This is a genomic window from Candidatus Paracaedimonas acanthamoebae, assembly GCA_017307065.1.
GTDB classification, from domain to species: Bacteria; Pseudomonadota; Alphaproteobacteria; order Caedimonadales; family Caedimonadaceae; genus Paracaedimonas; species Paracaedimonas acanthamoebae_A.
Window position 1 is genome coordinate 20,401 of record JAFKGL010000010.1, and the last position, 21,328, is coordinate 41,728.

A 21,328-nucleotide genomic window follows, 5' to 3' on the forward strand; every position below is an offset into this window, starting at 1 on the left:
CATGCTTCATTTCAGGTATTATTCTGTCACGGCCCAAGGTCAAAAAAAGCGCGGAATTATAATGGCCTCCTCTTTAGAAGAGGTGCGACATCGTCTTGCAGAGCGTGGAGAATATTTATTACGTTATCGTGAACAATCGCATTATAGGCGTTTTTTTTATTCACGTAATGAAAGTCATCTTGAAGAGATTTGCATTCATTTCAAAGAAATGAGTCAAGCTGGTATTCCTCTTTTGGATATTCTTGATTCAATCAAGCAATCCTCACCCTCTATTCACCTTAAGGATGTTTTTGAAAATATTTATTATCTCGTTGAGAATGGCGCCTCTCTTTCTGAAGCGATGAGTTATTTCCCGCAAGTTTTTAACCACGTTTTTGTAGGAATCATCAGGGCTGCTGAAATAAGTGGAGAATTAGTTGAGGCTTTTGATCAATTAGCAATATTTTTGAAAGAACAGCAAAAATTTAAAGTCAAAATCATCCAGTCACTGCGTTATCCTCTATTGTTATTAGGAATGATTCTTTTATTGATCAGTATTCTTTCAGTTTTTGTTGTTCCTGAAATTCAAACATTGATTAGTAGTTTTGGTCATGAACTTCCTCTATCAACGCGTATTCTTGTTTTTGTCTCTGACAAATTTTTTCTTATTATAAGTAGTCTTTGTTTATTGTTAGGCGGGGGTATAGGGGTATTATTTTGTTTAAGTCATTTATCTCAAAAAATAAGAATAGAGTGTCATCAAGTTATTCTTAGAATGCCTTTTATCGGGCGCCTTTTCAAAGAGATGCAGGTTCTTCTTTTTTTTCAGATTTTTGCGATTCTTCATCAGAATAAGATTAATCTTTTTGAGTGTTTTGCGAATGCTCGACTTTCTTTAACAAATCTTTTTATCAAACAAAAATTATCTGAAGTCAGTGAGAAAATAAAAAGAGGTCACAATTTACCGGACGCTTTTAAGGGTGATGATTTTTTTGATCTGTATCTCTCAAGAATGTTAAAAATTGGCATACAGACGGGAAAATTAGACCCTTGTTTGCATTGTATTACTCAGCACTATCGCCATACTATTGATCAGAAGATAGGAAAACTTCTGGCTTATCTTGAGCCGATTGGTCTTCTAATAATCGGCGGAATAATGTTTTGGATCGTGAGTGCTGTTTTTATCCCTTTATATGAACAGTTAATAGGACTGGATTTATAATGTTTTCTTACTTTATACCGCAGAAATGGTACTTGATTTTACGAGAGGATCGGGGGGAGGTTTTTATCTATCGATGGGGACGTTTAAAAGAAAGATCTTGTTTAAAAACACCCAATGAGTTGATGGAAAAAATTTCTTCAAGTGGTCCGATTTCATTAACTGTTCTGATAGATCATGAGAGTGAAATTTTAGAAACAGGAATCCTACCAAGAACTTCTTTTTTTGATAAAAAATCGTTGCTTATAAATCATTTAAGAGAAAAATTTTCCGCTGAAAGTTTGTTTGGAGGTATGTATCTAAAAGGATATCAAAAAACATCTCCTTTTTTGGGAATGGCATCACCACTTTCTGAGGCGATGAAAACATGGATAGTGCCTTTAAGAAAAAGAGGAATCAATGTTCATTTAACTTTCTTTATTATTGAGGCTAGAAAGTATTTGCTGCAAAACCTCAAAAAAATAGGTGAAAAGTCTCCCTTGATTCTTTTACTGCCATGGAATGGGTATTTGAAGCAGATGTTATTTTTAGAGGGTGAAATTCGTCATTTAAGGATAATAAAGCAGCCCTCTCAAGAAGAATATAATAATCAAATCACTTCTTACAGTCAGTATATTAGGCGTCAGTATCATCTTACTATAACCAATCTTCCAATTGTTTATATGAAAGACTCGCTAACTCAAGAAATTTACGAAGATGTAAGAGAAGTTATAGAAATTCAAGATCTAGCAAAAGAGGTGTTCTCTCATATTAAAGCTCATCGTTTATCTCAATTTCGTATGTTTCAATTTCCTGAGTTTGGAATGTTCCCTTACAAAAAATTTATTTATAAATATGCCTTTTTTTGTCTGCTTGGTGGAATAATTGGGGGAGCATTATTGATGACGAAGAATTTTTGGATCTTTGAAAAAGACCAAAAAATACCTCAAAGAATGATTCAAAAGATCTCGCGTCAAGTCTCTTCAAAATCGCCTTTGTCTTTGTATTTGGCAGCAATTTTTTATCTCGATGAAAAAACATGGACTCTCTGGCTCAATGGTCAGAAAATAACGACACTTCAAGGGGCTAAAGATTTTGGATATGAGATTCTTTTTGTAACTGATCAGCAAGTCACTTTAAGAAAAATAAATTCTCAAGAATCAGTGATCATTTTAAAGCCTAACCAAACTTTTATTCCTCACAAAAGATGCATAAAAGAGGGCGATTGGCAGACGCATAATACTCAAAAAGATATTTCTTAAGAGGATATTTCATCACTGGTGAGTGTGAAGACGATAACTTGTACAAATTCCCGCAAAATTTCTTTGAGTTTTCCATGTCACAATATGGCGGAAAGGGGCGTCTTTTCTTGTTGAATAAGGGGCGCTTATAAAAGTTAAATCTCCGTTACCATTCTCAATTTCCCCACGACCGACATCTATTCCTTGATGTATTTCTATTGTGCCTTTTCCTATATAGGCTCCATGTCCTGTAGGGCCATGACTTACAAGGACAAATAGAATACTATCTTCTCCTTTTCCTAAGACACTAGAGCCATTTTCATCAATAACTTTAAGTGAACGTGAACTGATTTTTTCACAAAATCTTTTAAAGTTAAATTCGGCGCTAGGTCTGAAGATGATTTTAGGTTCAACGGCGTATGTGACAAAGTTTTTATAACCATCGCGTGCTACACTCTCGGGAAGTCCAAGGGTTCGATAGGGAATAATTCCTCTGGCTTCAGGAGATTTTGAACAATAAAGACGGGCAACGCCTGCTTCTTGTCCTTGAGCCGCAGGATCAGCAGGACAGGGAAGTGATTTGTAGAGGGCGGCATAAGACGCTAAGCTGTCCATGATTTCTTGATGATGGCGGCGTGTTACGTCAAGTTTTGTTCTTTCTATTTGCGGCGTTAAAAGAGGAATACTCAACCCCCCAATAATACCAATAATTGCTAAAACAATAGCAAGTTCAATTAATGAATAACCAGCTTGATTATGTTTACATTTGGAAATAAATGACGCACGCAATTTCATTATTTTTCGTATTATATTCGCCTTTAGGGGTGACACAGCTTCCTGCTTTGACACCAGCTCCATCTTTAACTCTTATTCTTCCTGTTGTTGGGTCGCCATTATCGGCTTTTTTATCAAGACTCATGGCCTGAAGTGGCGTAAGGCCTGGGGCATCTCCTTTATTTCCATTTTGATTGCCAAGGACAAACCAGTGACCAGGCATATCTTCAAAGGGATGATGGCAAATTGTAAAGCCGCCACCAATTTTAGCTTTTGGAGCGCCCGACCCAAATTTTGCTTGGGTTCCTGAAGGAAGGCCTGAACTTGGAAGAAGATTAGCTGCTGCTAAATGGGCCCAGAACGAAGCGGCTTCATGCTCTTTCCCTTGAGTTGTTAAGCCTGGACCTTCTATCGTTCCATTATTGTTTCCATTAAGAAGTCCGTCTTGAATAAGTTCAGCCGCTTGATCAAAATCACCAGGCAGAGCATCATAACGGTCCATGAATGTGCTGACTGCTACACGATATTCATTTACCTGAGTTAAGACAGATTTTAAGCGCGCGCTTTCGAGAAGTTCTTGCCCTTTTAGAATGCCTCCCACAATAAGCCCTATAATCATAAGCGCAATAGCAAGTTCCACAAGACTAAAGCCCGCTTGGGTTATTTTTCGTTTTCGCATATAAATTCCTCTTTTAACGTCAGATTATTTTAAAAGTCCTGAAGGATCACAACAAGCCAATTTTAGAAAAGGGCTAAAATTTACATGCTTTTTCATCTATCTTATAAGAGACAAATTAAGGCATATAGGCAATTTTTCCTTGAGTTTGTAGCTTAAATTTGCTATTGTGATTGGGTGAAGACGTGATGAGTTCCGCTCTCTTTCCTCTTTTCCTAATCCTTCTTTTCAAACAAATAGAGATAATACAAAAAGATTTTGCTTATCTCTAAAACTTGACAGAGAAGGTTGCAAAGACTTATGCATAAAGATTAGAGCCCAGGTGGCGGAATGGTAGACGCGCTAGATTCAGGTTCTAGTGAGCGCAAGCTTGTGGAAGTTCAAGTCTTCTCCTGGGCACCATGCGAGTTAATGGAGGATTAATTGTGACTGCACAGCAAAGTCTCAATGTTCAGCATCATTTTGGAGATTTACCTTCTTCTGTAAAATTTGAGGGCTCTGTTGCAATTGATACAGAAGCTATGGGGTTGAATCCCCATCGAGATCGATTATGCGCAGTACAACTTTCTCAAGGTGATGGAATTTGTCATGTTGTTCAGTTCAGTCATGAGAAAAATTATCACGCACCTAATCTTGTTCAACTTTTATTGAACCCTTCTATTTTAAAGATTTTTCATTTTGCTCGATTTGATGTGGCCTTGTTATCGCATACATTTAAAATTGAAATTAATCCGGTCTATTGTACAAAAATTGCGTCAAAAATTGCGCGTACTTTTACGGATCGCCATGGATTAAGAGATCTTTGTAGAGAACTTTTAAACGTAGATATCTCAAAAGAAGCTCAGACTTCTGATTGGGGAGCGCCCACATTCACAGCTGAACAATTAAGATATGCGGCCACGGATGTGCTTTATCTTCATAAGCTTAAAGATATCTTAGAGGCTATGTTAATACGGGAAGAAAAAGAAAAACTGGCACAAACATGTTTTAATTTTATCCCCACATGTTCCCAATTGGATCTTTTAGGATATCAAAACTTAAATGTATTCGATCACTAAATTTAAGGTAAAAAGAGGTATCAATGACAGTTATTGCTTTCAATGCAGTTACAAACTCAAACCCCCAAAAATCTGATATGGTATTGCATTTTACGCTGGAAGAAGCTCAACGAGTCCTAAATTTAGAAGCGAGCGCTCTGCAGGCTCTTTCTAAGGCCATTGATGAGAATTTTTTAAAAGCGTGCCAAATTATCTTTGAAACAAAAGGTCGCGTTGTTGTCTCTGGAATGGGTAAAAGCGGACATATTGCGCGAAAGATTGCTGCGACGCTTTCTTCCACAGGGACCCCCGCTCTTTTTGTTCATCCAGCTGAAGCGAGTCATGGGGACCTAGGAATGATTTCGCCAGCGGATACCTTAATAGTTTTATCTTCTTCGGGAGAAACAACTGAACTTTCTAATTTACTGGCTTATGCGCAACGTCGCCTTATTCCTTTAATTGCGATTACACAAAAAAAAGGGAGTACTCTTGCGGAAACATCAACGGTCACTTTACTCTTACCTTCAATAGAAGAAGCTTGCCCTTTAGGACTTGCGCCGACAACCTCAACGACAATGATGCTTGCGTTGGGAGATGCGTTGGCAACGACACTTTTGAATTTTAGAGATTTTTCTCCTGAAGATTTTGGCGTTTTTCATCCTGGGGGGAAATTAGGTCAGCGTTTGACAAGAGTTTCTCAGATTATGCATAAAAATGAGAAAGTCCCTCTTGTGAGTCCTGGGACTTCTATGAATGAGGCTATTTTAGCCATGACCTCTCATGGATTTGGATGTGTGGGAGTTGTAGAAACATCAGGAACTTTAGTTGGAATTATTACGGATGGAGATTTGCGACGTCATATGAATGCAAATCTTTTTTCAGCTTTAGTAGAAGAAGTCATGACAACTCATCCTTACACTATTCATGCCGGAGCTCTGGCGGAAGAGGCGCTTGCTTTTATGAATGAAAAACAAGTGACAACTCTTTTTATTGTTGAAAATAAACTGGAAGTAGATCACGTCGTGGGGATTGTTCATATACATGACTTTTTAAGAGCGAATATTTCTTAATAAGCGATAGAAGAAGCGATGAATTCCATAAAAAATAAACTCTATGCCTCTCTTAAAGGAAAACCATTAAGTCAAGAATTGCAGCAACAACATCAACGTCGTTCAGAAAAGATCATTTTTTTGAGAAAGTTTTCATGTGCGGTAATTATATTAATGGGAGTAACTTTAATTGCTTGGCCACAAATAGAGAAATTTCTAAATTCGATAGAATCGCAAGGAGACAATAGCTTTAAACATCTTGCAGTGCAAAATAGGATTCAGCAGCCACGAATGCATTCCTATGATAAAGATCGACGCCCTTTTAATATTGATGCCCAAAGTGCTGAACAAGTTTCTTCAGAAAAGATTGGACTTGAACAACCGTTTAGTAAGCATATTCTTCATAATGGAATAGAAATTGAAATTAATGGAGATCAAGGAATCTTTCATCAAAATACAAAATTTTTAAATTATGAAAAAAATGTTAAATTAAAAACAAGCTCAGGCTACGAATTCACGACGGACTCGGCGTCAATTGACACAAATGGTAAAAGTATTGAAGGGTCTAAGCCAATTGTAGGGAAAGGGCCTTCAAGCGAAATTGTTGCTCAAGGTTTTAAAATAGAAAATGAGGGGAATAAGATTCACTTTATAGGAAAAAGCACCCTTATATTGAATGCATCAGAGTCTCCTGATAATAAAAAAGTTGGTCTTTCTCATGAAAAATAGTCTCCTATTCTGGTGTTTTATGGGGAGTGGTTGGTTGATTTCTAATTTTGCATACGCAAAAATTAAAGAGCAACCTATTGAAAAGGCAGAAGTTCCGATCGAAATTAATTCTGATAATGGAATTATCTGTGAGCGTGATAAAAATATGTGTACGGCTTATGGAAATGTTGAAGTGATCCATAAAGCGTACAAATTAAAGTGTGACAAGCTCGTAACGTATTTCAGATCAACAGCACATTCAAAAAATGAATTATATAAAATTGAGGCAAGTGGGCATGCCATCATGAGTTCTCCTGATAAAATTATTGAAGCTGAACTTTTGAAAGCGCATATCAAAAAAGATGCAACAAGAAAATATAATCTTGATGAAATTGAGGCCTTTAATAACGTGATTATTGTGACCCAAAAAGAAATTGCGAAAGCGAAATATGGTCATTATCAACCAGAGAAGGATGTCGTAATATTAAAAGAAGATGTTCAAATCACAAACGAAGAGGGGCAAATGCATGGTGCTTATGCTGAAGTTGACCTCGACAAAGGCATCAGTAAAATGTTAAGAAAATCTCCAATACAAGAACAAGATAAAAAAGTAAAAACCGCACCGAATCGTGTAAAAGTGCTTATTTTACCTAAAACGCAGAGAACAATAAGATAAAATTATGGCTTCTTCTCAACCCACGACATCTCTTTTAAAAGGAACAGGCTTGGAAGCTATAATGCTTGGTAAAAGCTACCGCAAACGACCTGTTGTAAAAGATGTTTCTCTTCATGTGCAAAGAGGCGAAGCAGTTGGGTTACTTGGACCGAATGGTGCAGGAAAGACAACTTGTTTTTCAATGATCGCAGGATTGGTAAAACCCGATCAAGGCCAGATATATTTTGATGGTTATGAAATTGGGGCTTTACCCATGTATCGTCGTGCTCGCCTAGGAATAGGATATCTTCCTCAAGAAGCCTCTATTTTTAGGGGGCTGACAGTTGAAGAGAATATAAAAGCAGTTCTTGAAGTAACGGTGAAAGATTCTGATGAACGTGAAGATATGTTAGAAGGTTTGCTTTCAGAGTTTATGATTACGCATCTAAGACGCTCAGTGGCTATTACACTCTCAGGGGGAGAGCGTCGTCGCGTTGAAATCGCGAGAGCTTTAGCGACCCACCCTCATTTTATCATGCTTGATGAACCTCTCGCAGGAATTGACCCTATTGCTGTTCACGATATTCGTGAACTTATTTCTCACCTTAAAGATCGCAATATTGGTGTCCTCATTACAGATCACAACGTGCGTGAAACCCTTGATATTGTTGATCGCGCCTATATCATGAATGATGGGTATGTGTTGATGCAAGGAACTCCTTCTGAAATTATTGCCGATAAAAATGTAAGGCGTGTTTACTTAGGGGAAGGCTTTAAGCTTTAACGATAATCTTGACACATAATTTGCCAAGATCTACTATAGTCATCAAATTTCTTCCCAATAATTCTTAACTTTTTGGTTTAAATTTTTGACATGATCCAACGTTTCATTTTGCGTCTTAGTTTTTTGATCATCTTGTCGACTTCCTTAAAGGCAACGGATTTATATTTTTTTGATGGTTTGGATAAATTTGTACAGTCTAAACTCTTTTCAAAAGGTTATCCTTCTGCGCTCTATTATTCTCCGTCATTAAGGTTTAGTGAGAAGGAAAGAATAAAAAATGGAAGATTTTTTGGGAATTATGGTCAATGGAACCCTGAGTTTCCTGTTCATTTTCAAGCTATTTCTTTTGATGATGGGATAGTTTTTTGTCCTCAAGATTCCATCTCGAGTATTTTACAACTTCTTTTTCCGTCTCCAGGGAGCATTGAGCTTCAACCTAACCAAACAATTTCAGACCCTATTAACTCAGCCTCCTTTAAAACTTTAGGAATGATGTCCCGCAAAATTGACGAAGGTAGTATGATTTCTGAGGTTGAAAAAAGTGAGCAAACACTTAGAGACTCGCTTCATCAGCTATTTCCTTTGGAAGAGAGGGAAGAAAAAACATCTTTCTTTGATGTTCCTGCTGTGAGTTTAAAAGAGTGTATAACCCATTATAAAGCTTTTCTTGCGTATGACTTTAAGAAGAATTTAGCTTTATATACTGCTAAACTTCTGAATGGAATTTCAGAAGAAGATTTAGAAGATGTAGACTTTACTCAAGATGACCCAGATAAATATACAAAAGCACTTAAATCTATTGAAAAAAATGATCTTTTTGAGAAAGGATTACTAAAAGATAATGAATTAGAGGATTATATTCTTTATTGGGATCAATATAATAAATATAAAGCATTTAAGGGTAGAAAATTAATTGAAGCACAACTAGCTGAAATAAATGGCTTTAAACATAGATGTAAAGATGAGCTGTTTTTAGAAGAAAATAAGGCTCAATTTAAAAAATTTATTTTTGTTGAAACTCTTATTCAGGCGCTTTCCCAGCAACGAAATGATGAAAGAAGTTATTCTTATCCAGCATTTATTGTTCAAAGAGCTTTGGTAACTTACTTCTGGATGAAGGCAAAAAATGAGTCGGATATTGCCGATTGGTTTTCTGGTCTACTTGATGTTTCTTCAGATGAGGTCATGCCTCACATTAAATCACGCTTTTCGCTCGCTAAATATGAACCTTGGAAAGCAATGGTTTTAGAAAGGTCACCTGGAAGTGAAGAAATACTTTTAAATTCTGAGAAACTTGCTCTTCTTTCTTGGGGATATCAACTTTTTGATGCTTTTTTGCCACCTCTTATTCCTTATGGTACATCAAGATATAAGGGGCAGTCTTTTGCGAATTGTGTTGAAACATCGTGCTTTAACTTCTTACATTTTATCTCTCGACGGAAAGGGGAACAAGGTTATCATCAAGATATAAACGCATTCCCTTTAACTTCTTTAGCTTATAAAATTTTTAAGCAACATCCAGATCCTACCACACACTTTTCACCAGAAGTGCATGATGAATGGGCGACGATGTTATCTGCCAGAAAAGGAGTTGTTTATTGCAAACCTGGGACGGCACCTCGTGAAAAAAGAACCTATGAATTGAAGGCTGGAATTATGAATATTCTGAATTGCCTTAACTTAGTTCTTGCAGATTCTCCTGAAGAAATTCCTCTTATTCATTTTGAAGAGGGAGAAGAAGCTATTGAAAATGCAATAGCAGAATTAAATCAAAAATTTTCTTTTGAAGCAGAACTTGAGGAATCTTTAAGAAAGGAAGAATTAAAAGACTATTTTGGTGATCTTATTTTTAAAGTTAATGATAAGAAAAGCTTTATATGGCATATTACGACAATGCACTCAAATATTGAAGTGTGCGAAGATGAAGAAAATAATTGGCGTAAAACTGTTCCTACAGAACAGTTCTTATCTACATCGCTTTTAAGAGAAATATCTCCCCAATTTTTAAGTTTAGATTTTTTGAGGGAACAAAGCTCTCGCTTATCACCTTCAGAGCTTTCTTCGTTTTGTTATGGTGTCGATGTTAGATCACTTAAAACTAAACTGTCTTTTATTGAGCTTATTTTTAGGAATCGGCTTGGATTTTTAGAAAATTTTGCACGGTCTTTAATGGCGTCAGTATTAAATTTACAGGATTATCATGCAATCAATCAACTGACTTCAATGTTAATTTCTCTTACAATAGGAGATAATCCGGTTCTTACTGATGAGAAAATGTGTGCCATAATTTCTTGCAACCCACAAATTATGGAAGGGTATCTTGAAAATCAAGAGCTCTCAGCCACTATAGAGCAGGCGATCGTGTGGGCGTATAAAAATAGTAAAAAGAATTGGGTTGAGCTTACTGCTCCAGCTATAACATCGTTAGCTATTAATGATTGGAACGCAGACTTAACGGAATTTTTGAACATGCTTCCTCAATTTAAAAAGTTAGAAGGCCTGTGTTTAACTGTGCATAATGAATTTTTATCATTATTAGATTATTTTCCTTCTAAATTAGAAAGTTTAGTTTTAAGTAGCTCTTTAAAAGAAGAAGAACTTAAAGAATTTATTGACGCTTTTTTTAAAAAAGTACCAGAAGGGAATTTGAGACTTTTCCCGTCAATAATCCATTCTGATCAAAAACAGGCTCTTTCAGACCTTGAAGAAAGATTAAAAAATTTCGGGAAAGAGCTTGGAATTTCTCAAGAACAGTTAAGTGTAAATTATAAACCATCTATATAAAGCCAATAAAATAAGGCACACAACACAGACATTTACAATTCTTTAATAGAGTTACTGGTATAACTTCTTAATACTGTTTTGCAGGGAAAGAAGTTAATGAAGAATAGAATCCAACAATATATCAATATCGAATCTTTGTCGGGGATCTTGCTCTTTAGTGGAATGATTTTGGCGTTATGCATAAGTAATAGTAGTCTTTATGATATTTACCTTAACCTTATAAACCTCCCTATCAGTATTACAGTCGGTGATTTTGGACTTCATAAGCCTCTCATAAAATGGACAAATGATGGGTTGATGGCGATCTTTTTCCTAACAATTACGCTTGAGGCTAAATATCATTTTTTGGAAGGAGAATTTACGTCTCGAGAAAACCTTAAGCTCCCGATCATCGGAGCCTTTGGGGGAGCCATCGTGCCCGCTATTGTTTATTATTTTATTAATGGCGATGATTCTTTACAGGCAAAAGGATGGGCGATTCCAATTGCCACAGATACAGCTTTTATTCTTGGTATACTCTCATTCTTTTCGACGAAAATACCGCTTACCTTGCGTTTATTTGTCGTCGCTCTTTCAATTATTGATGATATTATTGCGGTAATGGTGTTAGCTATTTTTTATACTGCTTCCATAAATTATATTCCGCTTCTTATTGCTGTTCTTATTCTGCTTCTCTTGACTGTTATTAATCTATTAAAAGTCAGTAAGCTTAGTATCTACTTAGTTTTAGGAATAGGGCTTTGGTTATCTCTCGTAGAAGCGGGCGTCCATGGAACGCTTGCAGGCGTTCTTCTGGGTGCTTTTATTCCTCTCAGGGTCAAAGAGTTAGATCAAAAAGCATCTTCTCCTTTAAAAAGACTCGAACACTCTCTTCATCCTTTTGTGGCTTTAATAATTTTACCTATTTTTGCTTTTTTAAATTGTGAAGTTGCTTTTAAAGAATTGTCGATACCTGATTTTTATTCATCAATTACACTGGGAATTATCGCAGGCTTATTTATTGGGAAACCCCTCGGGATTATGGGATTCTCTTTTACGGCTATTAAGATGGGATTATGTAGACTTCCTTGTGACATAAGTTGGAGAATATATGGGGCAATTAATGTCCTTTGTGGGATAGGTTTCACGTTTAGTTTATTTATTGGAACTCTGTCATTTGAAGATAAAACTTATACGAATCAGATGGAACTCGGTGTAATTTTAGGATCTTTATTTTCTGCCTTTATGGGGACGATGTTATTAAGAAAGGCTCTTAAGACTTCTCACTTTGGCACAGAAAATCATTCAGTATCGAGCTGAAAGATTCTTTCTTAGTACACATGACGTAAATTATTTACGAAAGTGGAAAGTCCAATCTGACGTTGACGTTTAAGCCGTTCTGCAACCAAAATAGCTTGAATGTCTGCCACACTTTGCTCAAAATCTTCATTAACAATAACATAATCGTATTCAGCCCAATGACTCATTTCGTCAACGGCCTTTGCCATGCGCGCACTGACGACTTCTTCTGAATCTTGGGCGCGATTTTTTAAACGTTCTTCAAGAGTCTCGCAGGAAGGGGGTAAAATAAAAATCGTTACCATATCTCCACGAGCTGTTTGGCTAAGGGCCTGAGTACCTTGCCAATCAATATCAAAAAGAACATCTTTTCCTTGGGATAAGGCTTTTTCAACAGGCGCACGCGGTGTTCCATAATCATTGTCAAAAACGCGCGCATGTTCAAGGAGCTCACCTTCATCTCGTAATTTTGCAAATTCAAGAGGTGTGACGAAGAAGTAATCGCGACTATGGATTTCACCAGGTCTTTGTTTTCTTGTTGTAATTGAGATTGAAAGCATCAATTGGAGATCAGTTTCGAGTAATTTTCGCGCTAAAGAAGTTTTCCCTGCGCCTGAAGGAGACGAGAGAACGAGCATTAAGCCTCGTCTTTCAATATCAATAAATCGTTTTTTCATAACCAAGTTCTATCATTCCTTAATCTGAGCTGCAAGGAGAAGACGCAAAGCCAAAAGAATTTAGAAAGTAAAAAACTCAAGTATTTGATAAATAAATGAAATATAAAGGATATGGAAAAATAAAGGGACCCCCTATAATTTTTTATTAGCATTTTTCCTTAAACATGAAGAAGATAAAAAGGCATATTTAAAAGAGAACATAGGAACTTGGGTAGGATTCATTATACTTAATGAGAGATACATTTCAGATATATCAAAGGGAATAAATGGATAAAAGATTTGATTGGTTAGTGCCTGTGATTTTAGTGCTGGCAATCGCAGCAACTGAAATGGCAGTGGATATGTATATTCCAAGTTTGCCACTTCTTTCTCACTATTTTCATGTTGAAGAAGAGATCGTTGCCTTAACACTGAGTGGCCATTTATTTGCACTTTTTATCTCAGGAACAATTTATGGTCCACTTTCCGATCGTTTGGGGCGTAGGTTTACGCTTATTTTAGGAATGACAATTTTTACATTTGGCGCATTTCTAGGAGGGATGGCGCCTACAATGGAATTCCTTATAGGGGCCCGTTTTATTCAAGGACTAGGGGGAAGTGTTTCTTGGATTGTGGGGATCGCCATGGTAAAAGATCTTTACCAAGAAGAGAGATGTTCTCGTATCCTTTCAACAATGTATATGGTGATCGCCTTTGCGCCAGGAATTGCGCCTATTATTGGGACTCAAGTCGTTGCAACTTCAGGATGGCGTGCAACTTTTTTTGTTGTTTCTGCTCTTGCTTTGATAGTGACTCTCGTTATGGCAGTTGCGCTTAAGGAAACGTTATTACCAGAAAAGCGGATGAAACTTTCTCTTAAGATGCTTTTTTTGAACTACTGTACAATCATTAAAAACCCGCTTTTTTCAGGATATGCGATGATTTCCGCCTTATTGTACGCAGGATGGTGGGGATATATTTCTGCCATCCCTTACATTCTTATGGATGTTTTAAAAGTTGAATTGATCCATTTTGGTTATTATCAAATGGCTCTTGTTTTTGCCTTTATTATTGGATCAAATTTAAATCGCTTTTGTGTGACGAAAGTAGGAGTAAATATTGTCTTAATCTATGGCCTTATTATTTGTACAATTGGAAGTATCTTGTTCTTATTGTATGCATTTATGGCGGTAGCTGACCCTTTCTACATAACGGCTTTAATGGGAATTTATTCTATTGGTATGGGGCTGGTATTTGCAAATACAGCAACACGTGCTCTTGATGTTTTTCCAGATCTTAGGGGGGCGGCTTCTGCAATGATGGGAGGTTTTGAATCTTTAATTCCGGCCGTAACTGTCTCTGTTGTCAGTAATTTTTTTGACGATACGGTCTTGCCAATTGCATGGGTACAGCTTATTTGTTCTGTAGTTTGTGTTTTAATTATTTCAATTTTAGTGATAAAAGAATCTTCTTTAAACACGCTACAAAACCATTTTAAAAAAGCGGCTTAAGCCCGCATAGGATCAAATAAGTGACATCGACTCAAAAGCCTGCTTTTGGCATTTTTCGCTCTACAGCTCTTGTTGTTGGCAATATGGTTGGAACAAGTATTTTCTTGCTTCCTTCAGTTCTTGCATCTTTTGGTTCAATAAGTCTCTTGGGGTGGCTGGTAACCTCAATAGGCGCGATTTTTCTGGCTTTAACATTTGCTAATCTGAGTCGTCGCTTCCCACAGAGTGGGGGGCCTTATATTTATAGTCGTCTTGTATTTGGTGATTTTGTGGGATTTCAAATGGCTTGGACGTATTGGATTGCAAATTGGGTTAGTAATGCAGCTGTTGCTATCGCTTTTGTTAATTTCTTAAGTTACTTTTGGCCTGCGCTGATGACGACACCGACCTATAGCTTTTTAATGTCTATAGGAATTCTATGGCTATTAACAGCTATCAATGCTCTAAGTTTGCGTCATGTTGGAAATATCCAAGTCCTAACAACAGCTCTGAAACTTGTTCCCTTAATCGCAATTATTATTTTTGGCTTTTTTAAAGTTGATAAGGCTAATTTTGCCCCTTTCTTAGGGAATACTGAAAATGTATTTTTTACGATTCAACAGGCTGCAGCATTGACCTTGTTTAGTTTTATGGGATTAGAATCGGCCACAATCCCCGCAGAACAAGTTCAAAATCCTAAAAAGACTATTCCACGAGCAACAGTCTGGGGAACACTTATCGCCGCTTTTATTTATATTTTGAGCAATTTTGTTGTTTTTGGTGTTGTGCCTTCGAGCGAGGTTGTTGGGGCATGCTCTCCTTTCTCTCAAGTCAGTGAAGTTTTGTTTGGATCTTGGGCAGGACCGATCATTGCGGCTGCAGCAACTTTTTCTTGTTTTGGAACCTTAAATGGTTGGATTCTTATCCAGGGACAAATTCCAATGGCTGCTGCCCGGGATGGTTTATTTCCTGCTTCCTTCGGTAAAGTCTCTCAAAAAGGGATTCCTATTTTTGGGCTTATTTTTTCAAGTTTTCTTATTACTTTGCTGTTGGCTATGAATTATGAAGTTGGCCTCGTTGAACAATTCAAGTTTATTGTGAATTTGACGACATTTGCTATTTTATTGCCTTATTTATACTCAAGTGCTGCAGAACTCTTGCTTTTGTTGCAAGAAAACAAAAATAAAGATCAACTGCGATTTTCGAAAGCAATGCTTGTTCCTCTTGTTGGGATAATTTATGCTATGTGGACGATTACTGGAGCTGGAACGGAAGTTGTCTTTTTAGGCAGCCTCTTTTTATTTTCTAGTCTTCCCGTGTACGTTTGGATGAAAGCAAAACAAAGCTCAAAATAACAGTTTATATTTAATCCTCTCTCAGAAAGAATAATTTAATGAGTTTTATTCCTGAGCATCATGAAACTTTCTTACCTGAACCGTTGAGTGTAAGTGCCGTTGCTTATTCCATTAAGAATACGCTTGAACAAGCCTTTAATTTTATCCGAATTAAAGGGGAAATTTCAGGGGCTAAGCTTCACACATCAGGACATTTTTATTTTGCTTTAAAGGATGAACAATCTGTTTTAGACGGAGTGTGTTGGAAAGGGGTTTATGGGCGATTGCCTTTTAAACCTGTTGATGGCATGGAAGTTATTTGCACGGGGCGTATTACAAGTTATCCCGCCAGGTCAAAATACCAAATAGTTGTTGAAGCAATGGAAATAGCAGGGGAAGGTGCTCTTTTAAAAATTTTGGAAGAGCGTCGCCGTAAACTCGCGGCTGAAGGCCTTTTTGCTGAAGAGAGAAAGAAATCCCTTCCGTTTATTCCCCAGGTGATCGGAGTGGTTACTTCCGCTACTGGCGCCGTTATTAGAGATATTCTTCATCGTCTTCAAGATCGATTTCCGCGACACGTGATTGTGTGGCCTGTTTTAGTTCAAGGAGAAGGTGCTGCAGCACAAATTGCGACAGCGATTGAAAGCTTCAATCGTTTGACCTTCGAGGGGACTATTCCTCGTCCTGATTTATTGATTGTTGCCAGAGGAGGGGGAAGCCTCGAAGATCTTTGGTCTTTTAATGAAGAAATTGTTGTTCGTGCCGTTGCTAGAAGTCATATTCCGATTATCTCGGCAGTGGGTCATGAGACTGATACGACTTTAATTGATTTTGCAGCTGATTGGCGCGCTCCCACACCTACAGCGGCAGCAGAGAGAGCTGTTCCCGTGCGACGTGAGTTATTAGACATCAGTGCAAAATTATTGGAACGTTTAAATCGAGGCCTTTTAAGATATAATGAAGGAGCCACTCAATATTTTGATGATTGGAATGAGCGTTTTTTGAATACAAAAACGATTTTTTTTACCCACATAGAGCAACGTCTAAAGACCTTAGTTGTTCAATTAAAACATCCTCGGATGCTACTCGCTCAGTCCGAAATAAACATTCATAATCTTTCAAATAGGCTTAATTTGAGTGGGAAGCAATATATCGAACAGAGGTTGCTTTCTTTTCAAAACATGGCCCAGTTACTTCAGAGTTATTCTTTTCATCGAACCTTAGAACGTGGTTTTTGCTTGGTTCGATCTTCCAAAGGAGAAATAGTAAAAAAAACAGAGGAATTGCGTCCTCAACAAATTGTTACTTTAACATTTCAAGACGGTGATAAGCTTGCAAAGATACAATCAGAAGCGGAAAAAAGCACAACAGTGAACTCACATTCTCAAGGTTCACTTTTTTAAGGCGCTGTAAAATTTTTTAGTGAAAAAAAGGTCAAAATATCTATGTCATTCATCCTTAATTCTTCATCAACACAGCAAACACAAGATTTTATCAGTGATGGTACCCCTGCCACTTTTATAGAAAAGGTTATCGAAGAATCTAAAAAAACGCTAGTTCTTGTCGATTTTTGGGCAGAATGGTGCGGACCTTGTTTACAGCTAAAGCCTTTACTTGAAAAAGCTGTTCTTGAAGTGAAGGGAAAAGTGCAGCTTGTGAAGATTGACACAGAACTTTATCCGGAACTGGCTCAACAGTGTCATATTCAATCATTGCCTACAGTGCTTGCATTTCAAGATGGACAACCTGTGGATGGATTTTCGGGAAGTCTAGGTCTTACTCAGATCAAGAGTTTCATCGCAAAGTTGTTAGGAGCTCAGATTTCTCCCTTTGAAGAATTACTTGATATGGCAGATCATGCACGACAACAAGATGACTTTATTTCAGCAATTAGCTGCTATGCGCGGGTTCTTGAAAAAGAGCCTCAAAATATACGCGCTTTAGGAGGAATTGCCAGAAGTTACTTGGCAACAGCCTCTTATGAGAAAGCAAAAATCTATGTTGACATGTTCCCTCCTGAAGATACTTCAGAAGAAGTTAAAACATTAAAAGCAACTTTAGCGTTGTTAGAAAAGGGAAATTCATTAGAGGGTTTTGATATTTTAAAGGTGAAGTTTGAGAAAAATCCTACAAATCAACAAATTCAACTTGATCTGGCCTTACAGTTTTTTGCCGCAGGCAAGATTGAGCAGGCTTTAGAATTGACTTTCCAAAGCTTAGAAACGGCGCCTCATTGGGAAGATGGTGCAGCAAAAAAGCAAATTTTAAAGTTTTTTGAAGCCTTGGGAAGTAATGCCCCCTTGACAATTCAGGCTCGTAAGAGATTATCATCATTATTATTTTCTTAAGTAGAGGATCATGCACCTTAATCTTTCCCACTTCCCAACAAAACTTGCTATTTTAGACTTGCCCGGCATTATATTGCTTCCTCGGGGGAAGCTCCCTATTCACCTGATGGAGGATAAACATAAACTCCTTATAGAAGAAGCCTTGAAGACGGACCGCTATGTGGGCGTCGTTCAGGCAGATAAACGAGCAGAAGGAGAAAAACTCTTTCGTTCTGGTTGTTTAGGAAAAATCACAACATTCTCTGAAGGCGAAGAAGGGGATTATTTCGTTATTTTATCAGGAGTATGTCGTTTCAACTTGCTTGACCCACAAGAAACATCAAAACCATATTTTATTCACTCAGTTTCTTATGAAACTTTTTCATTTGATATTTATGAAGAAAAAGAGAATGAGATTGAGCGAGAGAAACTTTTAGATTTGGTAAAGGTTTATTTTTCATCATCTGATTTAATTGCAAATTGGGATGAAATCAAAATGGCCTCCAATGAACGTCTAATTAGTTCTTTGACATTATTGTATCCCTTTGAGCCCCAAGAAAAGCAAGCTCTTTTGGAGTCTCCGACTTTAATTGAACGGACACAAATGATGACAGCTTTACTAGAAATTGCTTTTTTAAAAAATTCGCAAGCCTCATGGTTTAAACATTAGTGGAGTAAAAAATAAATGAGTCACACGCCTGTTCCTATTGATCCCAAATTACTTGAGATTTTAGTCTGTCCGCAGACAAAAACAGTGTTGCGATATGATGCAGAAACGAATGAATTAGTAAGTGATAAAGCAGGATTAGCATATCCTATTCGGGATGGAATCCCTATCTTATTGCTTGATGAGGCTCGACGTCTTGGGGATTCTTAATCATGAATATAGAATGTTTCGCCAAGAGAAAAAGGGGAAAAATGAGCGCCAAAAAACTACTGAGATAAGAGAGTTTTGAGGCGAAATTTAGCTCAATCCCATTGATAATTAAAAGAGGAATGTTTAAGGGAAGACTCAATAACGGCCCTAAATAAGTAGAGTTTTTTCCTCCTAAAGAAATAATTGAAATAAAAGCTGTCGTTGCGCATAAAAAAAGAGAACTTACGAAAAAACAGATAAGAGCTTGCCCATATTGCTCACCAGGGACGCCAAACATAAATCCTGCAAACAGTAAAAATAAGAGGAAAGGTCCCATGAGGCGAGCCCAACGACCTAAGAATTTTATCATAAGGATCCATTCAAATGCAAAAGGGGATAAACGGAATAAATCAATAGTTCCATCTTCATAATCGTCTTGTAAGAATCGAGAAAAATTTAAATTAACAATAAAAAGAAAAATAATCCAAAATAAGCTGAGGCCGCTAGATGACATCAGCAGAGAAGGATCAACACTAATAAGTAAAAGGCTAAAGCATGTTAATAAAAATGCCAATGGATTCCAAATATTTTGGGCGTTTTCGTATCCTTTAAGTTCAAAATAAAATAAGATCCAAAAAGCTTTTACCATCTATTATCCTCTTGGATTGATTGCATAGGCTTGAAATCTTCCAAATGAAGAAGTTGCCCTTCAAGAGGAAGCAAGTCATGCGGAAAAGCTATGATAATCACCCCTTGTTTTGACAAGTGTAAAGCCATTACTTGAGAAAGACGATCGGCTTGTCTTGCATCAAGATGAGCAAAAGGTTCATCTAAAATCCATAAGGGTGTTTCTTTTAAAAAGAGTTGGCAAAGATTGAGAGATTGCCGTTGTCCTGCAGAAAGATAACAAATAGGGGTATCCCATAAATCTTGCAAGCCAAAATGATCTAAAATTTTTTCAAATTCTTTTATTAGGTTTGAAGGCGATCGTGACGGAAGTTTTCCTCTCAAGAGTTGCCAAAAATGGAGCTGTTCAAAAACTCTAAAGTTATTTTTAAGGGGAGGATTAACAGAGACAAAAGTTGACTCAATCGAAGGCGATAAAAGGTGACCTTCAGATCTCCACTGTAATTTTCCGTCTAACGGGAGAGATAGGCCGGCGATAATGCGAAGAAGGGTTGTTTTTCCTGAGCCATTAGCCCCTATAATTTTAAGGATTTCAGTCGATTTTATTGAAAAATTCACATTTGAAAATAAGGGATGTTTACTAAAAGAAGCGGAGAGATTTTGCGCATCAAGAGAATAATATATCATCTATTCTGAAAAAAGTTTTTGAAGGGAATGAATGATTGCCGCACTTGCAGGAAGCATCTCATAATGAGACAATTCTTGAAGAGAGACCCATTGAAGTGTTTGCCCTTCACATCCTTGAGGTTCTTTTTCCCAGTTTGTACATAAAAAAGTTGGCATCAAAAGATTAAAATCTGGGTAAGCGTAAGACACGTCAATAATTTTTTGGAGAGCACGGGTGGTGATATGTATGCCAAGCTCTTCATAAAGTTCTCGAACAAGAGCGTCTATCGGTGTTTCTTGAGGATGTATTTTTCCGCCAGGAAATTCCCAAAGACCTGCGAAAGGTTTTCCTTCTGGTCTTTTTGCGATTAAGTAGAGGTCATTTCTTTTTAAAACGCCAGCTACACAAAAGAGATCATTAATTTTAGAATTCAAGCGCAAATCCCTGTCTTAAGATATTTTCTACTTCAGGGGTAATTTTTCCATTTTTCTCATGAAGAATTAAGCCTTGTGAAAGGCGCGTTGGACCCAAGATATTTTTACGTCCTCGAATGATGACGCGTTTAGCATCTTTCCCCATCATCGGCCACAAGGGATAAACAATAATTTCACCGAATTTTTGATGCATCAGGGCAAGAAGGGCATCCATCCGGTCGACGGGATAGATAAAACTTACGGATCCTTTTGGACGAACCATAAGATAAGCAAAATTGACCCAATCCAAGAGGGTGGCTTCACTTTCCATGTTTGAGAATCGTTTGTTATCAATTTTCGAAAGAGTTGCGTTTTTTTCCTCAAAATAAGGAGGATTCGCCATAATATGATGAAAAGAACCAGCCGCAAGGCGGGGGGGAAGTCTTAAAAGATTTCCAATGATAATCTCGCACCGGTCTTGCATTTGATTCGCGCGAACGTTCTTTGTGGCAAGACGTCCGAGTTCTTGTTGGACTTCGAGTCCCACAACACGGATATTTGAGGCACGATGAGCGAGACACAATAAGGCTGCACCGACGCCAGTTCCCACATCCAAAACTGTTTCACCGGGAGTGGTAGGAATTGAGGCCGCTAAAAAAATAGGGTCAATCGCAACGCGATAACCTTCTTGAGGTTGCTCTAAAAGAATTTGACCATTCAATAAAGTATCCATTGTCGTGTTCATGACATTCCTGGTAAAGAAAATAAGGTTATATTATAAGTTCTGAGTCCGTA

Annotated in this window: 22 protein-coding genes and 1 tRNA gene; 16 read left to right on the forward strand and 7 right to left on the reverse strand. The window is 37.3% G+C overall.

All coding sequences use genetic code 11. From position 1 onward, the window contains the following. Position 1: 1 nt before the first annotated feature. Both J0H12_00185 and J0H12_00190 read left to right on the forward strand, forming a co-directional pair. Positions 2 to 1,201 carry a type II secretion system F family protein gene (locus tag J0H12_00185; protein MBN9412332.1) on the forward strand — a complete coding sequence of 400 codons (1,200 nt, stop codon included), beginning with the start codon at positions 2 to 4 and terminating at the stop codon, positions 1,199 to 1,201. Further along, positions 1,201 to 2,439, forward strand: a complete 1,239-nt coding sequence (locus J0H12_00190; protein MBN9412333.1) for a hypothetical protein — start codon at positions 1,201 to 1,203, stop codon at positions 2,437 to 2,439. Before J0H12_00185 ends, J0H12_00190 begins: the two co-directional genes overlap by 1 nt. A 12-nt stretch (positions 2,440 to 2,451) precedes the next feature. Here the strand turns inward: J0H12_00190 and J0H12_00195 are convergent, their stop codons facing one another. Both J0H12_00195 and J0H12_00200 read right to left on the reverse strand, forming a co-directional pair. Then, positions 2,452 to 3,213 carry a prepilin-type N-terminal cleavage/methylation domain-containing protein gene (locus J0H12_00195; protein ID MBN9412334.1) on the reverse strand — a complete coding sequence of 254 codons (762 nt, stop codon included), beginning with the start codon at positions 3,211 to 3,213 and terminating at the stop codon, positions 2,452 to 2,454. Further along, complete coding sequence (locus J0H12_00200; protein MBN9412335.1) at positions 3,179 to 3,871, reverse strand: prepilin-type N-terminal cleavage/methylation domain-containing protein; 693 nt, start codon at positions 3,869 to 3,871, stop codon at positions 3,179 to 3,181. Before J0H12_00200 ends, J0H12_00195 begins: the two co-directional genes overlap by 35 nt. Positions 3,872 to 4,184: 313 nt before the next feature. Between J0H12_00200 and J0H12_00205 the strand changes: the two genes are divergently transcribed. The 8 genes from J0H12_00205 (at position 4,185) to nhaA (ending at position 12,184) form a co-directional block, all read left to right on the forward strand. Further along, positions 4,185 to 4,270: transfer RNA gene (locus tag J0H12_00205), tRNA-Leu, on the forward strand. Then, a complete protein-coding gene (locus J0H12_00210; GenBank protein ID MBN9412336.1) occupies positions 4,270 to 4,926 on the forward strand; it encodes a ribonuclease D in 657 nt (218 codons plus the stop codon). Before J0H12_00205 ends, J0H12_00210 begins: the two co-directional genes overlap by 1 nt. A gap of 77 nt (positions 4,927 to 5,003) precedes the next feature. After that, positions 5,004 to 5,975: a KpsF/GutQ family sugar-phosphate isomerase gene (locus J0H12_00215; GenBank protein ID MBN9412337.1), complete on the forward strand. Its 972-nt coding sequence runs from the start codon at positions 5,004 to 5,006 to the stop codon at positions 5,973 to 5,975. An 18-nt stretch (positions 5,976 to 5,993) separates the two neighbouring features. Then, positions 5,994 to 6,683 (forward strand): LPS export ABC transporter periplasmic protein LptC, encoded by a 690-nt coding sequence (gene lptC, locus J0H12_00220; GenBank protein MBN9412338.1) that lies wholly within the window; start codon positions 5,994 to 5,996, stop codon positions 6,681 to 6,683. 34 nt (positions 6,684 to 6,717) lie between these two features. Then, complete coding sequence (locus J0H12_00225; GenBank protein ID MBN9412339.1) at positions 6,718 to 7,338, forward strand: hypothetical protein; 621 nt, start codon at positions 6,718 to 6,720, stop codon at positions 7,336 to 7,338. A 4-nt stretch (positions 7,339 to 7,342) separates the two neighbouring features. Continuing rightward, positions 7,343 to 8,101: an LPS export ABC transporter ATP-binding protein gene (lptB, locus tag J0H12_00230; protein ID MBN9412340.1), complete on the forward strand. Its 759-nt coding sequence runs from the start codon at positions 7,343 to 7,345 to the stop codon at positions 8,099 to 8,101. A 90-nt stretch (positions 8,102 to 8,191) separates the two neighbouring features. Continuing rightward, positions 8,192 to 10,885: a hypothetical protein gene (locus J0H12_00235; protein ID MBN9412341.1), complete on the forward strand. Its 2,694-nt coding sequence runs from the start codon at positions 8,192 to 8,194 to the stop codon at positions 10,883 to 10,885. 96 nt (positions 10,886 to 10,981) lie between these two features. Continuing rightward, positions 10,982 to 12,184 (forward strand): Na+/H+ antiporter NhaA, encoded by a 1,203-nt coding sequence (gene nhaA, locus J0H12_00240; protein MBN9412342.1) that lies wholly within the window; start codon positions 10,982 to 10,984, stop codon positions 12,182 to 12,184. Between the two features lie 11 nt (positions 12,185 to 12,195). Here nhaA and gmk read toward each other — a convergent pair whose 3' ends face one another. After that, positions 12,196 to 12,840, reverse strand: a complete 645-nt coding sequence (gene gmk / locus J0H12_00245; protein ID MBN9412343.1) for a guanylate kinase — start codon at positions 12,838 to 12,840, stop codon at positions 12,196 to 12,198. Positions 12,841 to 13,106: 266 nt separating this feature from the next. On the opposite strand from gmk, the gene J0H12_00250 reads away from it, so the two are divergent. Genes J0H12_00250 through J0H12_00275 form a run of 6 tightly spaced genes read left to right on the forward strand, consistent with a single transcriptional unit; the run spans position 13,107 to position 18,847 of the window. Beyond that, positions 13,107 to 14,330 carry a multidrug effflux MFS transporter gene (locus J0H12_00250; protein MBN9412344.1) on the forward strand — a complete coding sequence of 408 codons (1,224 nt, stop codon included), beginning with the start codon at positions 13,107 to 13,109 and terminating at the stop codon, positions 14,328 to 14,330. 20 nt (positions 14,331 to 14,350) lie between these two features. Beyond that, entirely contained in the window at positions 14,351 to 15,664 is a 1,314-nt protein-coding gene (locus J0H12_00255) for an amino acid permease (protein ID MBN9412345.1), read from the forward strand. A gap of 38 nt (positions 15,665 to 15,702) precedes the next feature. Beyond that, positions 15,703 to 17,046: an exodeoxyribonuclease VII large subunit gene (locus tag J0H12_00260; protein ID MBN9412346.1), complete on the forward strand. Its 1,344-nt coding sequence runs from the start codon at positions 15,703 to 15,705 to the stop codon at positions 17,044 to 17,046. A gap of 42 nt (positions 17,047 to 17,088) precedes the next feature. After that, a complete protein-coding gene (locus J0H12_00265; protein MBN9412347.1) occupies positions 17,089 to 17,991 on the forward strand; it encodes a tetratricopeptide repeat protein in 903 nt (300 codons plus the stop codon). 10 nt (positions 17,992 to 18,001) lie between these two features. Next, positions 18,002 to 18,640 (forward strand): LON peptidase substrate-binding domain-containing protein, encoded by a 639-nt coding sequence (locus tag J0H12_00270; protein ID MBN9412348.1) that lies wholly within the window; start codon positions 18,002 to 18,004, stop codon positions 18,638 to 18,640. A gap of 36 nt (positions 18,641 to 18,676) precedes the next feature. Further along, entirely contained in the window at positions 18,677 to 18,847 is a 171-nt protein-coding gene (locus J0H12_00275; protein ID MBN9412349.1) for a Trm112 family protein, read from the forward strand. Here the strand turns inward: J0H12_00275 and J0H12_00280 are convergent. Genes J0H12_00280 through J0H12_00295 form a run of 4 tightly spaced genes read right to left on the reverse strand, consistent with a single transcriptional unit; the run spans position 18,804 to position 21,278 of the window. Next, positions 18,804 to 19,475, reverse strand: coding sequence for a heme exporter protein CcmB (locus J0H12_00280; GenBank protein ID MBN9412350.1), 672 nt, complete (start codon positions 19,473 to 19,475; stop codon positions 18,804 to 18,806). The genes J0H12_00275 and J0H12_00280 overlap by 44 nt on opposite strands. After that, the gene (gene ccmA, locus J0H12_00285) at positions 19,469 to 20,140 is read right to left on the reverse strand and encodes a heme ABC exporter ATP-binding protein CcmA (protein ID MBN9412351.1); all 672 of its coding nucleotides are present in this window, start codon (positions 20,138 to 20,140) and stop codon (positions 19,469 to 19,471) included. The genes J0H12_00280 and ccmA overlap by 7 nt, the downstream gene beginning before the upstream one ends. Further along, complete coding sequence (gene mutT / locus J0H12_00290) at positions 20,141 to 20,554, reverse strand: 8-oxo-dGTP diphosphatase MutT (GenBank protein MBN9412352.1); 414 nt, start codon at positions 20,552 to 20,554, stop codon at positions 20,141 to 20,143. Further along, complete coding sequence (locus tag J0H12_00295; GenBank protein ID MBN9412353.1) at positions 20,544 to 21,278, reverse strand: methyltransferase; 735 nt, start codon at positions 21,276 to 21,278, stop codon at positions 20,544 to 20,546. The genes mutT and J0H12_00295 overlap by 11 nt, the downstream gene beginning before the upstream one ends. Positions 21,279 to 21,328: the final 50 nt, after the last annotated feature.